Genomic DNA, 19,425 nt, shown 5'->3' with positions numbered 1-19,425 from the left:
GTCCTGTGCGGCGGTGCGGGAGAATGGGCCGCATGCCGCGTGATCTCGCCCGCCGGGCCGTCCGACGACTCCGCCGTGCGGTGCTCGGGGCGCCACCGGCACCCGCCCCGCTCCCGGTGCTCGGGTACGTCGTGGCAGGTGCCGACGGGGCACACCCCGCGTCGGCGCACGTCCGGGTCGTCCGCCGCGTCGAGCACCTGGCGGCGGGCGGGACCGCAACGGTCCGCCAGGTCGACCCCGCCGCGTTCGTGGCCGGCACTGACACCACCGGGTACGCCGCCGTGCTCGTCCAGCGCGACGTCCTGCCGCGCGCCACCGTGCAGCCGTTCCTCGACGCGGCTGCGGCCCGTGGGGTCCGGGTGGTGGCCGAGGTCGACGACGACTTCTTCACCGCCTCGGGCCGACAGCGACTGGCCCGTGCCGAGTACGACCCCGACCGGCTCGCGTCGATCGACGCGATCGTCCGCGGCGCCGACACCGTCGTCGTGAGCACGCCGGAACTCGCCGAGGTCGTCCGACCCGTCGCCCGGAGCGTCGCGGTCGTCCGGAACGCCCTCGACCCCGGGCTCTGGACCCCGGGGGAGCCCGCCACCGACGACGACCGGCCCCGTGACGAGCACCGGGTCTTGTACATGGGCACGCTCACGCACGCCGCCGACCTCGCACTGCTGCACGACGTCTTCGCCGACCTCACGACGACGGACGGCACGCCGATCCGGCTCGAGGTCATCGGCGTCACCGACGAGGACGGTGCCGACTGGTACCGCCGGCTCGAGGTGCCCGACGGCCACTACCCAGCCTTCTCGCGCTGGCTCGTCGCGCACCGGCAGCGCTGGCGCGCCGGAGTCGCCCCCCTGCGCGACGAGGAGTTCAACCGCGCGAAGAGCGACCTGAAGTTCCTCGAGTACACCGCGCTCGGGATCCCCGCGGTCGTCTCGGACCGTCCCTCGTACGCCGCGGCCCGACAGCACGGCGCCGTCGCCGTCCCCGACGACCCCGCCGCGTGGCGGGAGGCCGTGCGCGCCGCGGTCGAGCACGGCAGGGCCGACGACGGCGCTGCCCGGTGGGTCGCGACGGAGCGGACGATCGGCCGCGACGGCGACTCCTGGCGGCGGGTGCTGCTCGGCTAGGCTCGTCGCGTGACCGACACCGACGCCCCCGTCCAGCCGCTCGTCTCGATCATCATGGGGTCGGACTCCGACTGGCCCACCATGCGCGCGGCGGCGGACATCCTCGCCGAACTCGGCATCCCGTTCGAGGCCGACGTCGTCTCGGCCCACCGCACCCCCGACAAGATGACCCGGTTCGCCCGCGAGGCGGCCGGGCGCGGCATCCGCGTCGTCATCGCCGGGGCGGGCGGTGCGGCGCACCTGCCGGGCATGGTCGCCTCGATGACGACGCTCCCGGTGATCGGCGTGCCGGTGCAGCTCGCCCGTCTCGACGGTCTCGACTCGCTGCTCTCGATCGTGCAGATGCCCGCGGGCATCCCGGTCGCGACGATGGCGATCAACGGTGCGGCGAACGCCGGTCTGCTCGCCGCGCGGATCATCGGCTCGTCCGAACCCGCGGTCGCCGCACGCCTCGCCGAGTACGCGGACGGGCTCGAGCGGCTGGTCGAGGAGAAGGCCGCGCGCCTGCGCGACTCGATCTAGCGGGCGCTGCGGCGTCGGTCGCCGAGGTCGGGCGCGCCCGCCGCATCGTGTGGCGTTCCCCCGGTGAGGACGCCGTACGCGATCGCGTCGGTGCGGTCCGCACACGCGCGGTCGAGCGTCCGCGTCGCCGTCCGCACGGGCTCACCCGTGATCGGTCTGCCGCACTCCTCGCACCGTGTCATGCGCGCTACCGTAGCCGCATGTCCGCTCGTCTGCGTCGTCTCGTGCCCGTCCTCGTGCTGGCTGCGGTCGTCGTCGTCGCGGCGGTCGTGTGCGTCGCCGAGCTCGCCGCCGCCGGCCCGCTCAACCCGGTGGCGTCGTGGACCGGAGCGGCCGGGGACCAGCTCGTGGCCACCAAGAGCCAGTTCGAGGGGTGGACCGCCGCGCGGACGGTCGCCGTCGTCGCCGCCGTCGTCGCGGTGGTCGCCGCCGTCGGCACGGTCGTGGTCACCGTCGTGACCCGTCGCCGGGACCGGCCCTGAGCGACACCGGCACGGACCCGACACCGGCCCTGAGCCGGCACCGATCGCTCCGATGCCAGCCCTGAGCCGACGCCGCCCCTGAGTCGACACCGGCGCCGGCATCCGCCCCGAGCCAGCGCGGCTGCCCCTCGGCGCGAGCGCGGCCGGGCCGCCTGGTCCGCCGTCGACGGAGCGTCCCCCCCGTCCGGGTCGCGCGTGGACTGGGGGCGGTGCCCGGCGTGCCGCCGAACTAGCGTGATCCGCGGGTGGCCGTCGACCAGGCCCCCGACGCCCGACGGACGGGCGTGGACCGTCACGTCAGGGAGTGACCAGCCCATGCAGGACCGTGCCTCGAGACGAGCGAGCCTCGCCGTCGTCCTCCTCGGTGCCGCGCTCGTCGCCGGCGGCCTCGTCCCGGTCGCGCCGGCCGCGGCCAGTTCCGCGCCCCGCGGCGACGTGGGGAACTTCCGACAGACGGTCCGCGAGCAGTTCAGCACGAAGGCGGCGGCGGGTGGCCAGTTCGCGTCGACCTACGCGAAGACCTGGCAGCCGTACCCGGACGGCACCGGCGGCATGTACTTCTCGGGGTCGCAGATCAGCGCGCACAACGGGTACATGGACGTCCGGCTCGACGGGAAGCGCGGCGCCGCGGGGACCTTCGGCACGCCGAAGGGGGCGTGGTCGCACAAGGGCGGCAAGTTCACCGTGCGGGCGAAGGCCACCGGCGGTGACGGCAACGGTGCGGCGTTCATGCTCTGGCCGTCGTCGGACGTCTGGTCGGACGGCGAGATCGACTATCCGGAGGGCAACTTCGACGCCCGGCCGATGGTGCACCACCACTCGATGCGCCCGGGTCGCGAGGCGGCGGCGACGAGCACCGACACCGGCGTGGACTGGCGCCGTTGGCACACCTACTCGATCGAGTGGATCCCCGGGAAGTCGGTGCGCTACCGGCTCGACGGCAAGGTGATCAGCACGGTCACCCATGACGTGCCCCGGACGGAGCACCGGTACATGTTCCAGACCGGCGACTGGGGCGCGTCCGGGCACCTGTACATCGACTGGTACAGCACCTACACGTACGTGCGGCGCTGACCGACGTCAGAGGTCGGCGTGCAGCTGCCAGGTCTCGGCGGCAGCGTCGCTCCAGTCGTACATGCGTGCGCGGTCCGGCCCGGCGACGGCGAGGCGCTCGGCCAGGTGCGGGTCGTTGACGACCTGGTACACGGCCTGTGCGAGGCGCTCCGGGTAGGACTCCCGCGGCGACCGGGCGACGGTCACGCCGGCGTCGGACGCGACCTCGGCGACCGCCGGGTCGTCCGAGTGGATGACCGGGGTGCCGAAGGACATCGCCTCGACCACGGGCAGGCCGAATCCCTCGGCCAGGCTCGGGAACACGAACACCGTCGCACGGTCGTAGACGACCGCCAGGTCGGCGTCGTCGATGCGGCCGAGCACCTTGAGCCGGTCGCGGGACAGCCCGGCACGCTCGGCGGTGCCGTAGACGTCGACGTCGCCCCAGCCGTCCGGGCCGGACACGACGAGCGGGATGTCGGTCGGGGCGTCGGGGTGCACCATCGCCTCGATGAGGGACGACAGCGCCTTGCGGGGCTCGAGCGTGCCGACCGCGAGCACGTACCGGTCGGGCAGTCCGAGGCGCTCGGCACGCAGGTCGGCGTCGACCGGGAGACGGAGCCGTCCGCTCGGGGCGCCGCCGATGACGCGCAGGCGGTCGTCGAAGCGGTGGATCTCGTTGAGGGCCCCGGCCACCGCGTGGGTCGGGACGACGACCGCGTCGGCGTACTTCCAGGCCCGCTTCACCATCGCCTTGTGGAAATGCACGCCGCGGGTGGTGAGGGTCTCCGGGTTGGTCCACGGCACCGTGTCGTGCACCGTGACGACGGTCTGCCGACCCGGGTCCTGGAAGCGGTCGTGCTTCACCAGGGGAGCGAGCACGCTCGGCGCGTGGACCATGCCCTTGGCGATGCCGCCGACGAACCCGCCCTGCCAGGCGAGCGAGAGCTCACGACGGGGCAGCGGCAGCCGGTCGAGCGCGGCGAGTCCCGGCAGCAGCGTGCGCAGGTGGGCCATGTCGTCGGAGCCGACGGCCGACACGACGCCGACGACGTCGCAGCCGCTCGGCGCCTGGTCGACCAGGTGTCGCGCCAGCTCTTCGGCGTACCGACCGATGCCGCCCGGTACGGGGGCGACGACCTGGTCGACGAGCACGTGGAGCGTGGTCATGGTGCGGGTCTCCTCGTCGTGGTCGGGCGGGACGTGGTCCCGGCATCCGGCTGCCCGACACTACCAGGGCGAGCGGGGCGCCCCCTGGGCGGGGCGGGAGGCCCGGATCACGTCCGACGACGTCGGTGACGGGATCCGGGCCTCCTGGCAGAGCGCCGCGGCTAGGCCGTCAGCGCACCTGCGGCGACCGCGGCGTGCAGCGCGTCGCGCCAGTCGCGCATGGGCGCGAGCCCGGCGCGCGACCAGCCGTCGTGACCGAGCACGCTGTAGGCCGGACGCGGAGCGGGCCGGACGAACGCGGTGCTGTCCGTGGGCAGGACGCGTTCCGGGTCGAGTCCGAGCTCGCGGTAGATCGCCTGCGTGAAGTCGAACCACGAGCCCTGGCCGGCGTTGGTGCCGTGGTAGGTCCCGGCGGGCGCGTCCGAGTCGACGAGCTCGACGATGCGGGCGGCGAGGTCGCCCGTCCACGTCGGCTGTCCGACCTGGTCGGTGACGACGCTGACGGTGTCGTGCGACCCGGCGAGCCGCAGCATGGTGGCGGCGAAGTTCGGGCCGTGCGCGCCGTAGATCCACGCGGTGCGGACGACGTACGAGCTGTCCGGGGCGGTCGCGCGGACGAGCGCCTCGCCGGCGGCCTTCGTGCGACCGTAGGCGTTGATCGGGTCGGTCGGGGCGTCCTCGGCGTACGGGGCGGACCCGTGGCCGTCGAACACGTAGTCCGTCGACACCGTGACGAGCTTCGCGCCGTGCCGGACCGCGGCCCGGGCGAGGAGCTCCGGTCCGGTCGCGTTGACGGCGTACGCGTCGTCCTCGTGCGTCTCGGCGTCGTCCACCTTCGTGTACGCGGCGGAGTTGATCACGACGTCGTGCCCGGCGACGGCGGCGTCCACCGCGGTCGGGTCGGTGATGTCGAGCTCCGCGCGGGACAGCGCGGTGACCTCACGGCCGGCGAGCGCGGCCTGCAGGTCGCGGCCGAGCATGCCGGCGGCGCCGGTGACGAGGTACCGGGTCACGCGATCGCCGCGCGTTCCTTGAGCGGCTCCCACCAGGCGCGGTTGTCGCGGTACCACTGCACCACGTCGGCCAGGCCCTGCTCGAACGGCACCTGCGGCTCGTAGCCGAGCTCGGCCTGGATCTTCGAGATGTCGACCGAGTAGCGCAGGTCGTGGCCGAGGCGGTCGGCGACGCGCTCGACGGACGACCAGTCCTTGCCGGTGGCGTCGAGCAGCAGCTGCGTGAGCTCCTTGTTGGTGAGCTCGGTGCCGCCGCCGATGTTGTAGACCTCGCCGGCGCGGCCGCGGGTCAGGACCATCGCGATGCCGCGGGTGTGGTCGTCGACGTGCAGCCAGTCGCGGATGTTGTTGCCCTCGCCGTAGAGCGGCACGTTCTTGTCGTCGATGAGGTTCGTGACGAAGAGCGGGATGACCTTCTCGGGGAAGTGGTACGGCCCGTAGTTGTTCGAGCAACGCGTGATCGAGAGGTTCAGGCCGTGCGTGCGGTGGTAGCTGCGCGCGAGCAGGTCGCTGCCGGCCTTCGACGCCGAGTACGGCGAGTTCGGCTCGAGCGGGCGCTCCTCGTCCCACGAGCCCTCGCTGATCGAGCCGTAGACCTCGTCGGTGGAGACGTGCACGAAGCGCTCGGTGCCGTGCCGGAGCGCGGCGTCGAGCAGGCGCTGGGTGCCGACGACGTTCGTCTCGACGAAGATGCCGGAGTCGCGGACCGAGCGGTCGACGTGGGACTCGGCGGCGAAGTGCACGATGGCGTCGACGCCGGGGACGACCTCGTCGAGCTTCGCGGCGTCGCGGATGTCACCGTGCACGAAGGTGTAGCGGGGGGAGTCGGCGACCGGCGCGAGGTTCGCCTCGTTGCCCGAGTAGGTCAGTGCGTCGTAGACGACTACCTCGGCGCCCTCGAGGCCGGGGTACGCGTCCTCCAGCGTGCGGCGGACGAAGTTCGAGCCGATGAAGCCGGCTCCTCCGGTGACGAGGATCTTCACGGGTGCTCATTCCTTGTGGTCGGTGCGACGGTCGGCCGCGATTCTAGCGGGGAGTCGGTCGTGGGCCGGGCGGGGGCCGCGGCGTCGGGGCGGGTGGGGGCCGCGACGTGGTCGGCACCGGTCCCGGCGCGGGGCGTGCCCGGCGTCGATGTCGGGCCGGTCGGATCGGTCGGGGTGCTCGTCGGTGCGGTCGTCGCGGCGCTCGCGCCGGCGCTCGTCGCGCGCCAGAGCAGGACGGTGCTGACCAGGGCGGCGGCCACGAACAGCGCACACGCCAGCGCCGCGGTGTACGGCCCGGCGACGGAGCCGCCTGCGAAGGCCGAGGCCCCGGCGCGGCTGATCCGGAACTGGTTGGCCTCCCACGCGCCGCGGTAGCAGACGCCGATGCCGTACAGGCCGATCGCGTAGGCCGCCACGGCACCGCCGCGAGCGAGCCGGCGGCGCAGCTCGGGGCGCACGACGAGGGCGTGCCAGGCGACGACCTGGCCGAGCACGAGCGCGACGATCGCGACGAACAGGAACCGGCCCTGCTGTCCGTTGCCCACGTGGGTGCTGAGGTAGTTCCGCCAGTTGTAGGCGAGCGTGGCGACGAGGACGAGCACGGGCCAGACGAGCAGGACGGCGGTGACGCGCCGGGTGGGGGTGCGGCGCGCCGTCGACCACGCGAGGACGGTGAGCGCACCGATCGCGAGCACGTCGAGCAGGGCGGCGGGCAGCGGCCACTGGTTCGCGCCGAACGACCCGAAGAACGTGGTGGTGAGCCCGTCCCACTGCCGGCCGGCGAACGCCCCGGGGTTCACACCGCCCGGGCCGTACGGCTGCACCGCGGTGACGCCGCGCAGGGCGTCCGGCACCGGGGTACCGCTCACGAGCACCGTGCGGACCCACCACCAGCCGGACACCGCCGCGGCGGCGGCGACCACGACGGCCGCGTGCAGGACACGTCGGACGGCGGGGCGGCCGGGGGCCAGCAGGAGCACGGCCGCGGCGAACGGCACCGCGAGCAGGCCGAGCGCGTTGAGCGACGCGAGCCCGGTCACGGCGACGGCGAGCCCGGCGGTGGTCCACCAGGAGCGGTCGCCGGTGAGCACGCGGGTGACGAGCCAGACGAGCACGGCGCCGAACAGCACCATCGGCGCCCAGACCGTGACCCCCGACGTCACCTGGGCGAGCTGCGGCACGGCGAAGAGCAGCAGCGGTGCGACGAGCGCGGTCCGCGGTGAACGGGTCACCCGTCGGACGGTCGCCCAGACGAGCACCGGCAGCGCGGTCACCAGGACGACGTCGAACAGGCGCAGGACGAGCACCGCGTGGCCCCAGTCGAGCGCTCCGAAGCGCACGACCCGCAGGACGCCTGCGGCGACGAGCCAGTACGTCGGCGGGTTCTGGGACATCGGGTCGACCGCGGGGGAGTCGCCGGGTGTCGCGGCGAGCAGGGCGTCGACGGAGAGCCGGTCGACCGCGGCGACGGGCTGCTCGACGACCTGTCGGATCGCGGCGAGGTAGTGCATCTCGCCCGGGTGCGGCCACCCGAGCCCGAGTGCGAGCCGGAAGGCCGCGTCGACGTGCGCGGGCTCGTCCGGGGCGCCGAGCACGGGCGTGACGAGGGCGAAGGTCAGCAGGAACGCGAACCAGGCGAGCGTCACGGTGCCGAGGAGGAGCCAGGTGCTGCGGCGGGGGCTCATGCCTGCACCTCCGGTCGGCGCAGGAACCGCACGAGCAGCACGGCCGTCGCGACGAGGGCGAGGGCGGCGACCGTCGCGAGGGTGAAGGCGCCGCCGGCCGCGAGCGTCCCGGTGCGGTCGAAGGAGCGGACGACGGCGTCGTCGATCCAGAACGCGGCGTCCTGGCCGAAGGCCCGGAGCGCGTAGACCACGCCGTACAGGCCGAGGGCCATCGCGGCGACGGCGATCCCCACGGCCAGGCGGGTCCGGCCGGCTGCGGTGACGGTGACCCGCCGCCACGCCAGGGCGCTCAGCGCGACGAGGGCGAGTAGCGTCGGGAAGTAGTAGCGCCCCTGGGTCCCGGCGACGATGGTGTTCCGCAGGTAGCCGCCCCACCCGCTCTGCATGTGCAGGGCGATGAGGACCACCGGGTACGACGCCAACACGACGGCCGGACGCAGCAGCGGGCCGCGTCGGAACGCCCAGATCACGATGCCGGCAAGGCACACGACGGTCAGCCCGTCGATGACGAACTGCGCCAGCTGGAACTGCGTGAGGCCGCCGACGCTGCCCCAGAACGTCCGGCTCACCCCGTTCCAGTAGTCACGCAGGAAGATCTCCGGGCTCGCCCCGGTGCCCTCGGGGAACGGCTTCGGCGGCCGGGCGTACGGCGCCAGGCCGTCGGGTTGGACCTGGTGGAACACGAGCAGGTTGCGCAACCACCACCACGCGCCGACGACGGCGGCGAGGCCGAGCGTCCACAGGGTCCGGAGCGCGTTCCGCCACACGGTGGCGCGGGTGCAGCCGGCGGCCATCACGGCGATCGCCACGAACGGGATCGCGGGCAGCGCGGTGCCCTTCACCAGGAGCATCGCGCCGAGGAACAGCGCGATCCAGATCGTGGTGCGCACGCGCAGGTCGCCGGTCAGCAGCCGGACGACGAAGTACACCAGGGCACCGGCGAGCGGCAGCATGAGCGCGTCGTTCGTGACCGAGGCGCCGATGGCCGCGATCTCCGGCACGCCGACGATCACCGCACCGGCGACCAGGGCGGCGCGGGGCGACCGGGTCAGCCGTCGGACGGTCGCCCAGGCGAGGAACGGCAGCGGCAGGACGAGCAGGGCGTCGAAGAGGCGGAGCACCAGCACCGCCAGGTCCCAGCGGAGGTCCTCGAAGTGCACCAGGTGGAGGACGCCGGCGGCCAGTGCGTAGTAGGTCGGCGGGTGCTGCGACATCTGGTCGATGCTCGTCGGCGCGGTCCCCGGGTGCTCGCGGAGCAGCTCGCCCCAGGTCTGGTGCTGCGACGCCGGTTCGCGCAGGTTCGCGTCGAGCGAGGCGTTCGTGGCGGCGAGGTAGTGCAGCTCGCCGGGGTCGGCCCAGTCCGTGCCGATCGCCACGTGGAGCACCGCGTCCACGTGGGTCGGCTCGTCCGGCGCCTTGTACGTCGTGGTGACGACCGCCCAGACCGCGAGCACCGCGGCGAAGGCGATCGTCAGGGCGATGACGACGACACGCTCGGCGCGTCCGACGGAGGGGCGCCCCACACCCGTCCCGGACACGACCGGAGTCGTGTCAGTCGCCATACCGCTGCAGTTTCTGCAGGTCGAGCTGCTCCTCGGCCAGCGTGCGGTTCAGGCGCGTGAGGTCGGCCACGACGCCGATGACGATCGAGAGCAACGCCGTGATGAGCAGGACCACCCCGAGGATGATCGACTGCAGGTGGTTGCCGCCGGTGTTCATCGCGAGCAGCACGAGGTACCGGATGAGCGGCCAGAGCCCCAGGGCGCCGAGCACCACGCTCACCCAGGCGAAGAGCGCCATCGGCCGGTACATCAGGTAGACGCGGGCGATCGCCGACCCGGACTCGAACATGTGCTGGAAGATGTTGCTGAAGAGGCGGGACTCCCGCGTCTTCGGGTTCGTCGTGATCGGCACCGACGCGATCGCCAGGCGCTTGTAGCCGGCCTGCACGATGGTCTCCATGCAGTAGCTGAAGCGCGTCACGATGTTGAGGCGGATGAGCGAGTACTTCGAGTACGCACGGAACCCGCTCGCGGCGTCCGGCAGGTCGAGGCCGGCCGCGCGGCTCGCCACCCAGGACCCGAAGCGCTGCATGAGCTTCTTGAAGCCGGAGAAGTGCTCGATCGTGCGCGTCTGGCGGTCGCCGATGACGATCTCGGCCTCCTTGCGGAGGATCGGCTGCACGAGTTCGGCGATCTGCGCCTGCGGGTACTGGTTGTCACCGTCGGTGTTCACGACGATGTCCGCGCCGTGCAGCAGGGCGTAGTCGACCCCGTCGCGGAACGAGCGGGCGAGGCCCATGTTCGTGGTGTGGTGCACGAAGTGCTTGACGCCGTGCTCCTTCGCGACCTCGACGGTGCGGTCCGTGCTGCCGTCGTTGATCACCAGGATCTCGATCTCGTCGATGCCGTCGATCTCCGTCGGGATGGAGTCGATGACGCTGGCGAGGGTGTTCTCCTCGTTGAGGCAGGGGATCTGGACGAATAGCTTCACAGGCTCGCTCGGTCTCGTTTCGGGGCGTCGCATTGCGCAGGGCGCAGGGCACAGAACCAGGACAGCCTATGCGATCCGTGACCCTTGCTAGGCTTCCCCGGTGCAGATCCGCGAACTGAAGATCCCCGGCGCGTGGGAGTTCACGCCCGTCCAGCACGGCGACGCACGAGGAGCGTTCCTCGAGGCGTACCGGGCCGACGTCGTCGAAGACACGGTCGGCCACCCGCTGGACCTCCGCCAGGTGAACATGTCGATCTCGTCGGCCGGCGTCGCGCGGGGCATCCACTACGCCCTCGTCGCCCCGAGCCAGGCGAAGTACGTCACCGCGGTCCGCGGGGCGTTCATCGACTACATCGTCGACATCCGCGTCGGGTCGCCGACGTTCGGCCAGTGGGACTCGGTCCGGATCGACGACGTCGACCGCAAGGCCGTCTACCTGTCCGAGGGGCTCGGCCACGCGATCGTCGCGCTCGAGGACCGGTCGACCGTGAACTACCTGGTCAGCGCGCACTACGACCCGCAGCGCGAGAAGGGGATCACCATCCTCGACCCGACCGTCGGGCTGGAACTGCCGGACGGCATCGGCGAGCCGGTGCTCTCCGAGAAGGACACGACCGCGCCGACCCTCGAGGAGGCCGCGGCCCAGGGCCTGCTGCCGACCTACGAGGAGTGCATCGCGTACACCGAGTCGCTCCGGACGAAGAAGTAGGGAACGGGACACCGATGAAGGGCATCATCCTCGCCGAAGTAGCCGACCCGCGACCCATGGGAGCAGTCCGATCATGAAGGGCATCATCCTCGCCGGCGGTTCCGGCACGCGCCTCTGGCCGATCACCAAGGGCATCAGCAAGCAGCTCATGCCGATCTACGACAAGCCGATGGTCTACTACCCGCTGTCGACGCTCATGATGGCGGGCATCCGCGAGGTCCTCGTCATCACGACCCCGGAGTACAACGAGCAGTTCAAGGCGCTGCTCGGCGACGGCTCCACGCTCGGCATGGAGATCCAGTACGCCGTGCAGCCCTCGCCGGACGGCCTGGCACAGGCCTTCGTCATCGGTGAGGACTTCATCGGCGACGACAGCGTCGCACTCGTCCTCGGCGACAACATCTTCCACGGCACCGGCCTCGGCACGAACCTGCGGAAGAACACCGACGTGCAGGGCGCGACGATCTTCGCGTACCACGTGGCCGACCCGAAGGCGTACGGCGTCGTCGAGTTCGACGACGACTTCACCGCGGTCTCCATCGAGGAGAAGCCGACCGAGCCGAAGTCGAACTACGCCGTCCCCGGCCTGTACTTCTACGACAACAAGGTCATCGAGATCGCGAAGACGATCGAGCCGAGCGCCCGTGGTGAGCTCGAGATCTCGACCGTCAACGAGCGCTACCTCGAGGCCAGCGAGCTCGGCGTCCAGGTCCTCGACCGCGGCACCGCCTGGCTCGACACCGGCACGTTCGAGTCGATGATGCAGGCCTCCGAGTACGTCAAGGTCATCGAGGACCGGCAGGGCTTCAAGATCGGCTGCATCGAGGAGATCGCCTGGCGCAACGGCTGGATCGACGACGCGCAGCTCGCCGAGCTCGCCGCGCCGCTCGTCAAGGGCGGCTACGGCGTCTACCTCCAGCGGCTCCTCGGCGCGTAGCCACCGTCGTGGCGTCGGGAACCGGGTGGTTCGGTCGCCGTCGCGACCCCTCCGGCCGGGAGGCCCGTCCCGCGTCGCCGACGTCGGCTGACGTCGACGGGACGGCCCGGTCGCAGGACGCTCCGCCGCGGTCGGCCGCCGAGGTCACGGTGCTCGTCACGACCCGCTCGGACCGGCACGCCGAGGTCGCTCCGCTCGTCGCCGTCGCGCGCCGGGCGTTCGGCCGCTCCGCCGACGTCCGCGCGGTGAGCTACGTCGCCGACGCCTCGCCGGTCGCCCCGTTCGGCCGCGGCGTGCCCTGGGTGCGTCGCGCCCCGGTCGACGGCCTCGGCGCGGCGATCGACGCCGGGGTCGCCGGTGGGGTGGGTCGCACGCTCGTGCTCGTCGACTCCTCGGTGCAGGTGGACGTCCCCACGCTCCGCGCCCTCGCCGCCGCCGACACCGTCGCCCAGGCGCGCGTCCGGCTGCCGGACGGCACGGTGCGGTCGGGCGCCCGGCTCCTCCGCCCCGGGGCGCTGCCGTGGTCCGACGACCGCGCCGACGTCGACACCGTGTTCGCTGCGGACCAACCGGTGTTCTCGGTGCCGGGGGCGGCGCTGGTGCCGGCCCCGGGCCTCCCGGACGAACGCACCACCCTGGCTGCCTGGACCCGCGCGGTCGCCGACGTGCACGGCGGACCGGTGCGCGTCGTCGGCGACGCGACCCGCTCCGTCGAACCCGGCCGCACGGTCGACGCCGCGACGGTCGACGCCGTCAGCGCGTGGCGCGACCGCAGGCCGGAGGGCGCGGACGTCGTCGCGGGCTCGCCGCTGCCGCCGTGGGGTGCCCGACCGGTGTCGCCCGCCGTGCGGACGACGGCCACGGGAGAGCGACTCACCTGGTCGTTGAAGATCGCCGCACCCGCCGGCCCCGAGGGCGACGGCTGGGGCGACGTGCACTTCGCGGCCGAGCTCGCCGGCGCACTCGAGCGGCTCGGGCAGCGGGTCCGGGTCGACCGACGCGACGCCCACGTGCGGGACGACGACGCGTCCGACGACGTCACCCTCGTCGTCCGCGGGCTCGATCGGGTGCCGCCGAACCCGGCGTCGGTGAACCTGCTCTGGGTGATCAGCCACCCCGACGACGTCGCCGACACCGAGCTGCGGTCCTTCGACGCGGCGTTCGCGGCCGGACCGGCGTGGGCGGCGGCGGCCGCTGCCCGCGCGGGCGTGCCGGTGCGCACCCTGCTGCAGGCGACCGATCCCGCGGTGTTCCGTCCGGGGTCGCTCGACCCGGCGGGTCCGGATGCCGGGCACGTGGTGTTCGTCGGGTCGACGCGGGGCACCGCTCGGCCGGTGGTCTCCGACGCGGTGGCACTCGGGACGGACCTGCGGGTGCACGGTCCGGGGTGGGAGCCGCTCGTGCCCTCGGCGATGCTCGGCGAGCCGTCGTTGTCGCGGGCCGAGGTCGCGCGGGCCTACGCCTCGGCCCGCCTCGTGCTGAACGACCACTGGCCCGACATGGCGTCGGGGGGCTTCCTGTCGAACCGCGTGTTCGACGTGCTGGCGTCCGGGGGAGTCGTCGTGACCGACCCGGTGGCCGGGCTGACCGAGGTGCTCGACGTACCGACCCTGGCGGTGGCACGCTCGCGCGACGAGCTCGCCGACCTGCTCGACCCGGCGCACGCCTGGCCGAGCGCTGCCGAGCGGGCCGCGGTCGCCGAGCACGTCGCCGCCGAGCACTCCTTCGACGCCCGCGCCCGGGTGCTGCTCGAGGCCGCCCGCGTCGAGCGCGCCCGCCTGCGGCGGTAGGGCCGCGCGGCGGCGGCGCGGCGCTGTCGCTGGTGCCTGCCGGCGACGCCGCCGTCTCGCGGCGGGTGCGCGCGCTGCGCACAACCAAAGTGCATCCGCGCCGCGCAACCGCGCGGTTCGGACGCACTTTGGTTGTGCGGCGCGCGTTCGCGTCAGCGGCGCGGCCCCGCGGCCCCGCGGCCCCGCGGCCCCGCGCTACTTCCGCGTGACCCAGCGGGCGCGGAGCGACAGGCCCGCGTGCAGGGCGACGCGCAGCGGCCAGAGCCACCACGACCGGTACTTCCGCGACAGGAAGCGGTAGGCGCTGCGGTGGTGCTCGATCTCCATGCGGCGCCGGTTCGACGACGTCGAGTGTGCACCGGTGTGGGTGACGACGGCCGAGGGCACGTAGACGTTCGCCCGGCCGGACCGTCCGACGCGCTGCCCGAGGTCGACGTCCTCGAAGTACATGAAGTACGACTCGTCGAAGCCGTCGAGCTCGCGGAACAGCGACGTGCGGATGAGGAAGCACGCGCCGGAGAGCCAGCCGGCCTCGCGCTCGACGACCTTCGTGGTGGACCAGTAGCGCTGGCTCCAGGGGTTCGCGGGCCAGAAGCGCGAGAACGCCGCGTGGCCGAGGCCGGTCCGGAGCGAGGGGAGCTGCCGTGCGGACGGGTAGGTCTCGCCCTGGTCGTCGAGGATCCGGGGGCCGAACGAGCCGCCGGACGGCAGGCGGTCGGCGGCGGCGACGAGCTCGTCGATCGAACCGGGAGCGAGCACGACGTCGGGGTTCGTGACGAGCAGGAACTCGGGCTGCACGTCGGGCAGGACGTCGTCGAGGGCGCTCAGCGCCGCGTCGATGCCCCCGCCGTAGCCGCGGTTGCCGCCGGAGGACACCACGACGGCGCCGTAGGACTCACCGATCGCGCGCAGTGCGTCGACGTCGGCCGAGCCGTTGTCCGCGATGACGACGGCGACCGGGTCCGTCGACGCCGCGGCGACGCTCGCGAGGAACGGTCGGATGGTCTCACCGGTGTTGTAGGTGACCGTCAGCACCGCGACCCGGATCACCGCGCGACCCCGTCCCCGGCCCCGGCGACGTCGGTGTAGGCGGCGACGTGCACGGCGGCGGTGGCCTGCCACGTGAACGAGGCGGCCCGGGCCAGCGCCGCCGCGCGGTGCGACGCGACGCGCGACGGGTCGTCGAGCAGCTCCGTCATCGCGGCGGCCAGCGCGGGAGCGGAGGGCTCGGAGTACACCGCCGCGTCGCCGCCGACCTCGGGCAGGGACAACCGGCGGGTGGTGAGGACACACGCGCCGGAGGCCATCGCCTCGACCACGGGCAGGCCGAAGCCCTCGCCGAGGGACGGGTAGACGACGAACTCGGCGCCGCCGAGGTAGCCGGCGAGGTCCTCGAGGGGCAGGTAGCCGGCCTCGATGACGTGGTCGGCGTCCTGCAGGGCGTCGAGCCGCTCGACGGCTGCGGTGTCCCAGCCGCGGGCGCCGGAGAGCACCAACCACGGGGTGTCGGCCCGCTCCCGCCGCACGGACGCGTAGGCGTCGAGCAGCGCGGTGACGTTCTTCCGCGGTTCGATGGTGCCGAGGAACGCGATCCAGGCCGCCCCCTCGGGCAGGGTCGCGGCGATCCGCGCGTCCTCGACCTCGGCGGTGGACGGCTCGTGGAACACGGCGCGGTCGACCCCGAGCGGGGCGACCCGGACGTCGGCGCGGATGCCGGGGACGACCCGGGCGGCCTCGGTCGCGGTGGCGGCGCTCGGCACGACGACGACCGGGCGGGTGCGCAGGGACCGGCAGCTCCACCACGTGAAGAACGTGCGCTTCAGGCGGGAGTGCCACTCGGGGTTCGAGAAGAAGGTGGCGTCGTGCAGGGTGACGACGGAGCCGCCGCGCCAGCCGAACGGGAACGTGTAGTGCGGCGAGTGCAGCACCCGTGCCCCGAGCCGACGGCCGAGCGCCGGCAGACCGGTCTGCTCCCACAGGAACCGGAGCGGCACGGAGTCGGTCCACCGCGGGGCGGTGTGCACGGTGACGCCGGGGGCGATCGCCCGGAAGTGCGCGGCGTGCACCGGTCGGACGACCAGGTGGACGTCGAGCGCGGGATCGGTCAGGTGCGACACGACCCCCTCGACGTAGCGGCCGACGCCGCCGAGGTTCTCCGGTACCGCGGTCCCGTCGACGAGGACGGTGAGCTGCGGCACGCGGGGGTCCTTCCGTGCGGACTGGTCGCGGCCGGGGCCGTCGACGGGGGAGTGACCAGGATAGCCCGCCCCGCTCATGCGCCCGTGTCGATCCGGCGGCGCGGGACGGCGGCGCGACGCGTCTCGCGGAGCCGCCGCGCCAGGTGCGACGGGAGGGCCCCTGCGACGTCGACGAGCGCTGCCAGGACGAGCCGGGCCTCCTGTCCGGAACGACCGGAACGACCGACCGCCAGCCCGCGCACGCCGCGCACCAGGGTGCGGGCGGCCGCCCGCAGCACCGTCGGCCACGGCGCGTGCCAGAGCGCGACGACCAGCCGGTTGCGGGCGTTGCGGAACACGAACAGGTCGCTCTGCACCCCGGAGGACGCCGAGTGGTCGTGCTCCACGACGGCGCCGGCCGCGTGCTCGACGCGCCAGCCGCGGCGGCGGAGCCGCCAGGCGAGCTCGGTGTCCTCGTAGTACATGAACAGGGACTCGTCGAGCAGGCCGACGTCGTCGAGCGCACTCCGTCGGAGCGCGGACGCGCCGCCGGAGAACCCGAAGACGTCGACGTCCGCGACGCGGTCGGCGGGCGCGAACCAGTCGCGGTCCATGCCGTTGCCGTCGCGGTCGACCAGGACGCCGGTCGAGTTGAGCCGCACGTCGCCGTCCGGTGACGGCGTCCACGCGCGGCCGGTGTGGTCCCGCAGCACCCGCTGGTCGGGTGCCGGCGCGGCTCCGGCCGGGAGGCCCGTCCAGCGTCCCGCGAGCACGATGCGGCCCGTCACCGCCCCGACCTCGGGCCCCGCCTGCGCCAGGTGGTCGCGGAGCGCCGCGACGAAGCCCGCTGCGGGGACCGCGTCGTTGTTGAGCAGGACGACGATCTCGGCGTCCGTGCGGCGGATGCCCGTGTTCGCACCGGCGGCGAACCCGCCGTTGTGCTGCCGGGCGACGACCGTGGCGTCCGGCAGCTCGCGGCGGAGCACCGCGAGGGAGTCGTCCGACGACCCGTTGTCGACGACGACGACCTCGTCGGCCGCGCCCTCGGCGAGCACGGCGCGGACGGCCGTCGTGGTCAGGTCGGCGCGCTCCCAGTTGACGACGACGACCGCGGTGCGGTCCGCGCCGTCGGTCGGGCTCAGTCGAGCTCCTCGATCGAGGGCCGCGCGTAGACGGTGCCGACGGCGTCGCCGAACGAGGGGACCTCGAACGAGTCGCACTCCGGCATGTCGTGCAGGTGGCGGCCGGCGGAGTCCATCATCGAGACGTTGACGAAGTACTTGCCGGTGCCGAAGGCGGTGTCGGCGATCCGCAGGCGGAGCTTCCGGCGACCGTGCAGCGGCTGGAGCGTCATGCCCATGATGCCCGTCGTCGTGCCGTAGACGACCTGGCCGCCGGCGTTGTTGATCTGCACCGCGGCCTCCCAGTCGTCGATGCCGTCCAGGTGCTCGAACTCCATGTCGATGACGAGGTCGTCGCCGGGCAGGACGTCGGCGCGGGGTTCCTTGCCCTCGACCTGCACGCCCGCGCCGAGGACCCGGCCGCGACCGACGGCGACGTCCGTGCTCAGCTCGCTCTGGCGGCGTTCCTCGAGGACCTCGCGGAACATGCTCACCGCGGTGACCGGGTCGCCGTCGTGCAGCACCTTGCCCTTGTTGAGCAGCACGACCCGGTCGCACATCTCCTGCACCTGGCTGAGCGAGTGCGTGACGATGATGATCGTCTTGCCGGCCTCCTGGAAGGTGCGGATGCGGTCGAGGCACTTGCGCTGGAAGGCCTCGTCACCGACGGCGAGGACCTCGTCGACGAGCAGCACGTCGGGGTCGGTGTGCACGGCGACCGCGAACGCGAGCCGCACGTACATGCCCGACGAGTAGAACTTCACCTGGGTGTCGATGAAGTCGCCGATGCCCGAGAACGCCAGGATGTCGTCGAACTTCTCGTCGGTCTGGCTGCGGCTGAGGCCGAGCAGGCTCGCGTTCAGGTAGACGTTCTCGCGGCCGGACAGGTCGGGGTGGAAGCCGGCGCCGAGCTCGAGGAGCGCGGCGAGGCGACCACGGCGGGACACCGTGCCGGAGGTCGGCTGGATGATGCCGCCGATCGCCTTGAGCAGCGTCGACTTGCCGGAGCCGTTCTGGCCGATGAGCCCGACGGTCGAGCCGGCCTGGATCGAGACGGTGACGTCGTCGAGCGCCCAGAAGTCCTGGCGGTGCTTGCGGCCGGCGCGGCCCAGCGTGACGATGCGCTCGCGCAGGGTGTTGTCCTTGCGCACGGTGAAGCGCTTGCGCACGTGGTCGATGACGATGACGTCGGGACGGTCGGTGGTGTCACCGGTCCCGACCGGGGCAACGGGGGTGCTGATGGCCATGGTCTACAGCTCCTGCGCGAAGTTGCCCTGCAGGCGGGAGAAGATCCGCTGCGCGCCGAGGAGGCAGAGGACCCCGATGACGAACGCGACGCCGAGGCGCAGCATCAGGTGGTCCGGGTACGTCACGTCCGCGGGGTCGTGCAACCAGATCGCGTTCTGCATCCCGAGCACCGACAGGGTCAGCGGGTTGTTCGTGTAGACGGCGAGCAGCCAGTCGGTCTTCACCGTGGCGACGACCCGTGCGTACGAGTAGACGATCGGCGACGCCCAGAGCAGGACCATGAGGCCGACGTCGATGACGAACTGCACGTCGCGCAGGTACACGTTGAGCGCCGACAGCACCAGGCCGATGGCGGCGCCGTAGACCAGGATCACGGCGAGCGAGGGGATCAGGTAGAGCAGACCCTCGTGCCAGGGGAACACCCCGATGAACACCGTCGCGGCCAGCAGGATCGCGAACTGGATCGTGAAGTTCACCAGGGCCGCGCCGACGCTCGCCAGCGGGAAGACCTCGCGCGGGACGTAGACCTTCTTGATGAGGCCGCTGTTGCCGACGATCGACCCGGTCGACCCGGCGACGATCTCGCTGAAGAGCGTGTAGGCGGTCAGGCCCGTGAAGACGTAGATCGCGAAGTTGTCGATGCCGTTGGCGGCGCCGAGCACCTGCCCGATGACGAAGTAGTAGATGAGGAGCTGCGTCAGCGGGCGCACGAGCGTCCACACGAAGCCGAGGGCCGAGTCCTTGTACCGCGCCTTGAGGTCGCGGCGGATGAGCATGCCGAGCATCTCCCGCTGCCGGAAGACGTCGCGCAGTTCGCGCCAGGTTCCGCGGAAGGCGCTCGTCGGAGCGCCGATCACGACGAGCGGTTCCTCCGCGAGCGCGGTCATGCGTGCTTGGTCGACCATACGTCTC

Annotated in this window: 18 protein-coding genes; 7 read left to right on the top strand and 11 right to left on the bottom strand. The window is 72.9% G+C overall.

The features are described from left to right. Positions 1–32: 32 nt before the first annotated feature. The 4 genes from BIU97_RS13665 (at position 33) to BIU97_RS13650 (ending at position 3,208) form a co-directional block, all read left to right on the top strand. Positions 33–1,130 carry a glycosyltransferase gene (locus tag BIU97_RS13665; protein ID WP_139196045.1) on the top strand — a complete coding sequence of 366 codons (1,098 nt, stop codon included), beginning with the start codon at positions 33–35 and terminating at the stop codon, positions 1,128–1,130. A 54-nt stretch (positions 1,131–1,184) separates the two neighbouring features. Further along, entirely contained in the window at positions 1,185–1,652 is a 468-nt protein-coding gene (purE, locus tag BIU97_RS13660) for a 5-(carboxyamino)imidazole ribonucleotide mutase (protein WP_175472241.1), read from the top strand. A gap of 200 nt (positions 1,653–1,852) precedes the next feature. Then, a complete protein-coding gene (locus BIU97_RS13655; protein WP_071297959.1) occupies positions 1,853–2,134 on the top strand; it encodes a hypothetical protein in 282 nt (93 codons plus the stop codon). Positions 2,135–2,449: 315 nt separating this feature from the next. Then, entirely contained in the window at positions 2,450–3,208 is a 759-nt protein-coding gene (locus BIU97_RS13650) for a glycoside hydrolase family 16 protein (protein WP_071297958.1), read from the top strand. A 6-nt stretch (positions 3,209–3,214) separates the two neighbouring features. Here BIU97_RS13650 and BIU97_RS13645 read toward each other — a convergent pair whose 3' ends face one another. The 6 genes from BIU97_RS13645 to BIU97_RS13620 all read right to left on the bottom strand — a co-directional run bounded on the left by BIU97_RS13645 (position 3,215) and on the right by BIU97_RS13620 (position 10,531). After that, a complete protein-coding gene (locus BIU97_RS13645; RefSeq protein WP_071261612.1) occupies positions 3,215–4,357 on the bottom strand; it encodes a glycosyltransferase family 4 protein in 1,143 nt (380 codons plus the stop codon). A 161-nt stretch (positions 4,358–4,518) separates the two neighbouring features. Beyond that, on the bottom strand, positions 4,519–5,370 hold the full coding sequence (gene rfbD, locus BIU97_RS13640; RefSeq protein WP_071261617.1) for a dTDP-4-dehydrorhamnose reductase: 852 nt from the start codon (positions 5,368–5,370) through the stop codon (positions 4,519–4,521). Next, positions 5,367–6,353 carry a dTDP-glucose 4,6-dehydratase gene (gene rfbB / locus BIU97_RS13635; protein ID WP_071261620.1) on the bottom strand — a complete coding sequence of 329 codons (987 nt, stop codon included), beginning with the start codon at positions 6,351–6,353 and terminating at the stop codon, positions 5,367–5,369. The genes rfbD and rfbB overlap by 4 nt, the downstream gene beginning before the upstream one ends. Then, positions 6,350–8,038 carry a glycosyltransferase family 39 protein gene (locus tag BIU97_RS13630; protein ID WP_071297957.1) on the bottom strand — a complete coding sequence of 563 codons (1,689 nt, stop codon included), beginning with the start codon at positions 8,036–8,038 and terminating at the stop codon, positions 6,350–6,352. Before BIU97_RS13630 ends, rfbB begins: the two co-directional genes overlap by 4 nt. Then, complete coding sequence (locus tag BIU97_RS13625; protein WP_083420961.1) at positions 8,035–9,600, bottom strand: glycosyltransferase family 39 protein; 1,566 nt, start codon at positions 9,598–9,600, stop codon at positions 8,035–8,037. The genes BIU97_RS13630 and BIU97_RS13625 overlap by 4 nt, the downstream gene beginning before the upstream one ends. Beyond that, a complete protein-coding gene (locus BIU97_RS13620) occupies positions 9,590–10,531 on the bottom strand; it encodes a glycosyltransferase family 2 protein (protein ID WP_071261627.1) in 942 nt (313 codons plus the stop codon). The genes BIU97_RS13625 and BIU97_RS13620 overlap by 11 nt, the downstream gene beginning before the upstream one ends. A gap of 100 nt (positions 10,532–10,631) precedes the next feature. Between BIU97_RS13620 and BIU97_RS13615 the strand changes: the two genes are divergently transcribed. The 3 genes from BIU97_RS13615 to BIU97_RS13605 all read left to right on the top strand — a co-directional run bounded on the left by BIU97_RS13615 (position 10,632) and on the right by BIU97_RS13605 (position 13,967). Continuing rightward, complete coding sequence (locus BIU97_RS13615) at positions 10,632–11,240, top strand: dTDP-4-dehydrorhamnose 3,5-epimerase family protein (RefSeq protein WP_071261629.1); 609 nt, start codon at positions 10,632–10,634, stop codon at positions 11,238–11,240. A gap of 73 nt (positions 11,241–11,313) precedes the next feature. Continuing rightward, positions 11,314–12,177, top strand: coding sequence for a glucose-1-phosphate thymidylyltransferase RfbA (rfbA, locus tag BIU97_RS13610; protein ID WP_071297955.1), 864 nt, complete (start codon positions 11,314–11,316; stop codon positions 12,175–12,177). A gap of 8 nt (positions 12,178–12,185) precedes the next feature. Then, entirely contained in the window at positions 12,186–13,967 is a 1,782-nt protein-coding gene (locus BIU97_RS13605) for a glycosyltransferase family protein (RefSeq protein WP_071297954.1), read from the top strand. Positions 13,968–14,162: 195 nt separating this feature from the next. On the opposite strand, the gene BIU97_RS13600 is transcribed toward BIU97_RS13605, so the two are convergent. The 5 genes from BIU97_RS13600 to BIU97_RS13580 all read right to left on the bottom strand — a co-directional run bounded on the left by BIU97_RS13600 (position 14,163) and on the right by BIU97_RS13580 (position 19,418). Beyond that, positions 14,163–15,017, bottom strand: coding sequence for a glycosyltransferase family 2 protein (locus BIU97_RS13600; RefSeq protein WP_071297953.1), 855 nt, complete (start codon positions 15,015–15,017; stop codon positions 14,163–14,165). Continuing rightward, positions 15,014–16,165: a glycosyltransferase family 4 protein gene (locus BIU97_RS13595; protein ID WP_071297952.1), complete on the bottom strand. Its 1,152-nt coding sequence runs from the start codon at positions 16,163–16,165 to the stop codon at positions 15,014–15,016. The genes BIU97_RS13600 and BIU97_RS13595 overlap by 4 nt, the downstream gene beginning before the upstream one ends. A gap of 74 nt (positions 16,166–16,239) precedes the next feature. Further along, the gene (locus BIU97_RS13590; protein WP_083420959.1) at positions 16,240–17,364 is read right to left on the bottom strand and encodes a glycosyltransferase; all 1,125 of its coding nucleotides are present in this window, start codon (positions 17,362–17,364) and stop codon (positions 16,240–16,242) included. Continuing rightward, entirely contained in the window at positions 17,283–18,512 is a 1,230-nt protein-coding gene (locus tag BIU97_RS13585) for an ABC transporter ATP-binding protein (protein ID WP_071297951.1), read from the bottom strand. The genes BIU97_RS13590 and BIU97_RS13585 overlap by 82 nt, the downstream gene beginning before the upstream one ends. A 3-nt stretch (positions 18,513–18,515) precedes the next feature. Continuing rightward, positions 18,516–19,418 carry an ABC transporter permease gene (locus tag BIU97_RS13580; RefSeq protein WP_071297950.1) on the bottom strand — a complete coding sequence of 301 codons (903 nt, stop codon included), beginning with the start codon at positions 19,416–19,418 and terminating at the stop codon, positions 18,516–18,518. Positions 19,419–19,425: the final 7 nt, after the last annotated feature.

The sequence above is a fragment of the Curtobacterium sp. MCBA15_009 genome (genome assembly GCF_001864895.1).
In the GTDB taxonomy this organism is placed as follows: Bacteria; Actinomycetota; Actinomycetes; order Actinomycetales; family Microbacteriaceae; genus Curtobacterium.
Note: the sequence above shows the minus strand (reverse complement) of the source record. Positions and strands in the feature narration are given on the sequence as shown.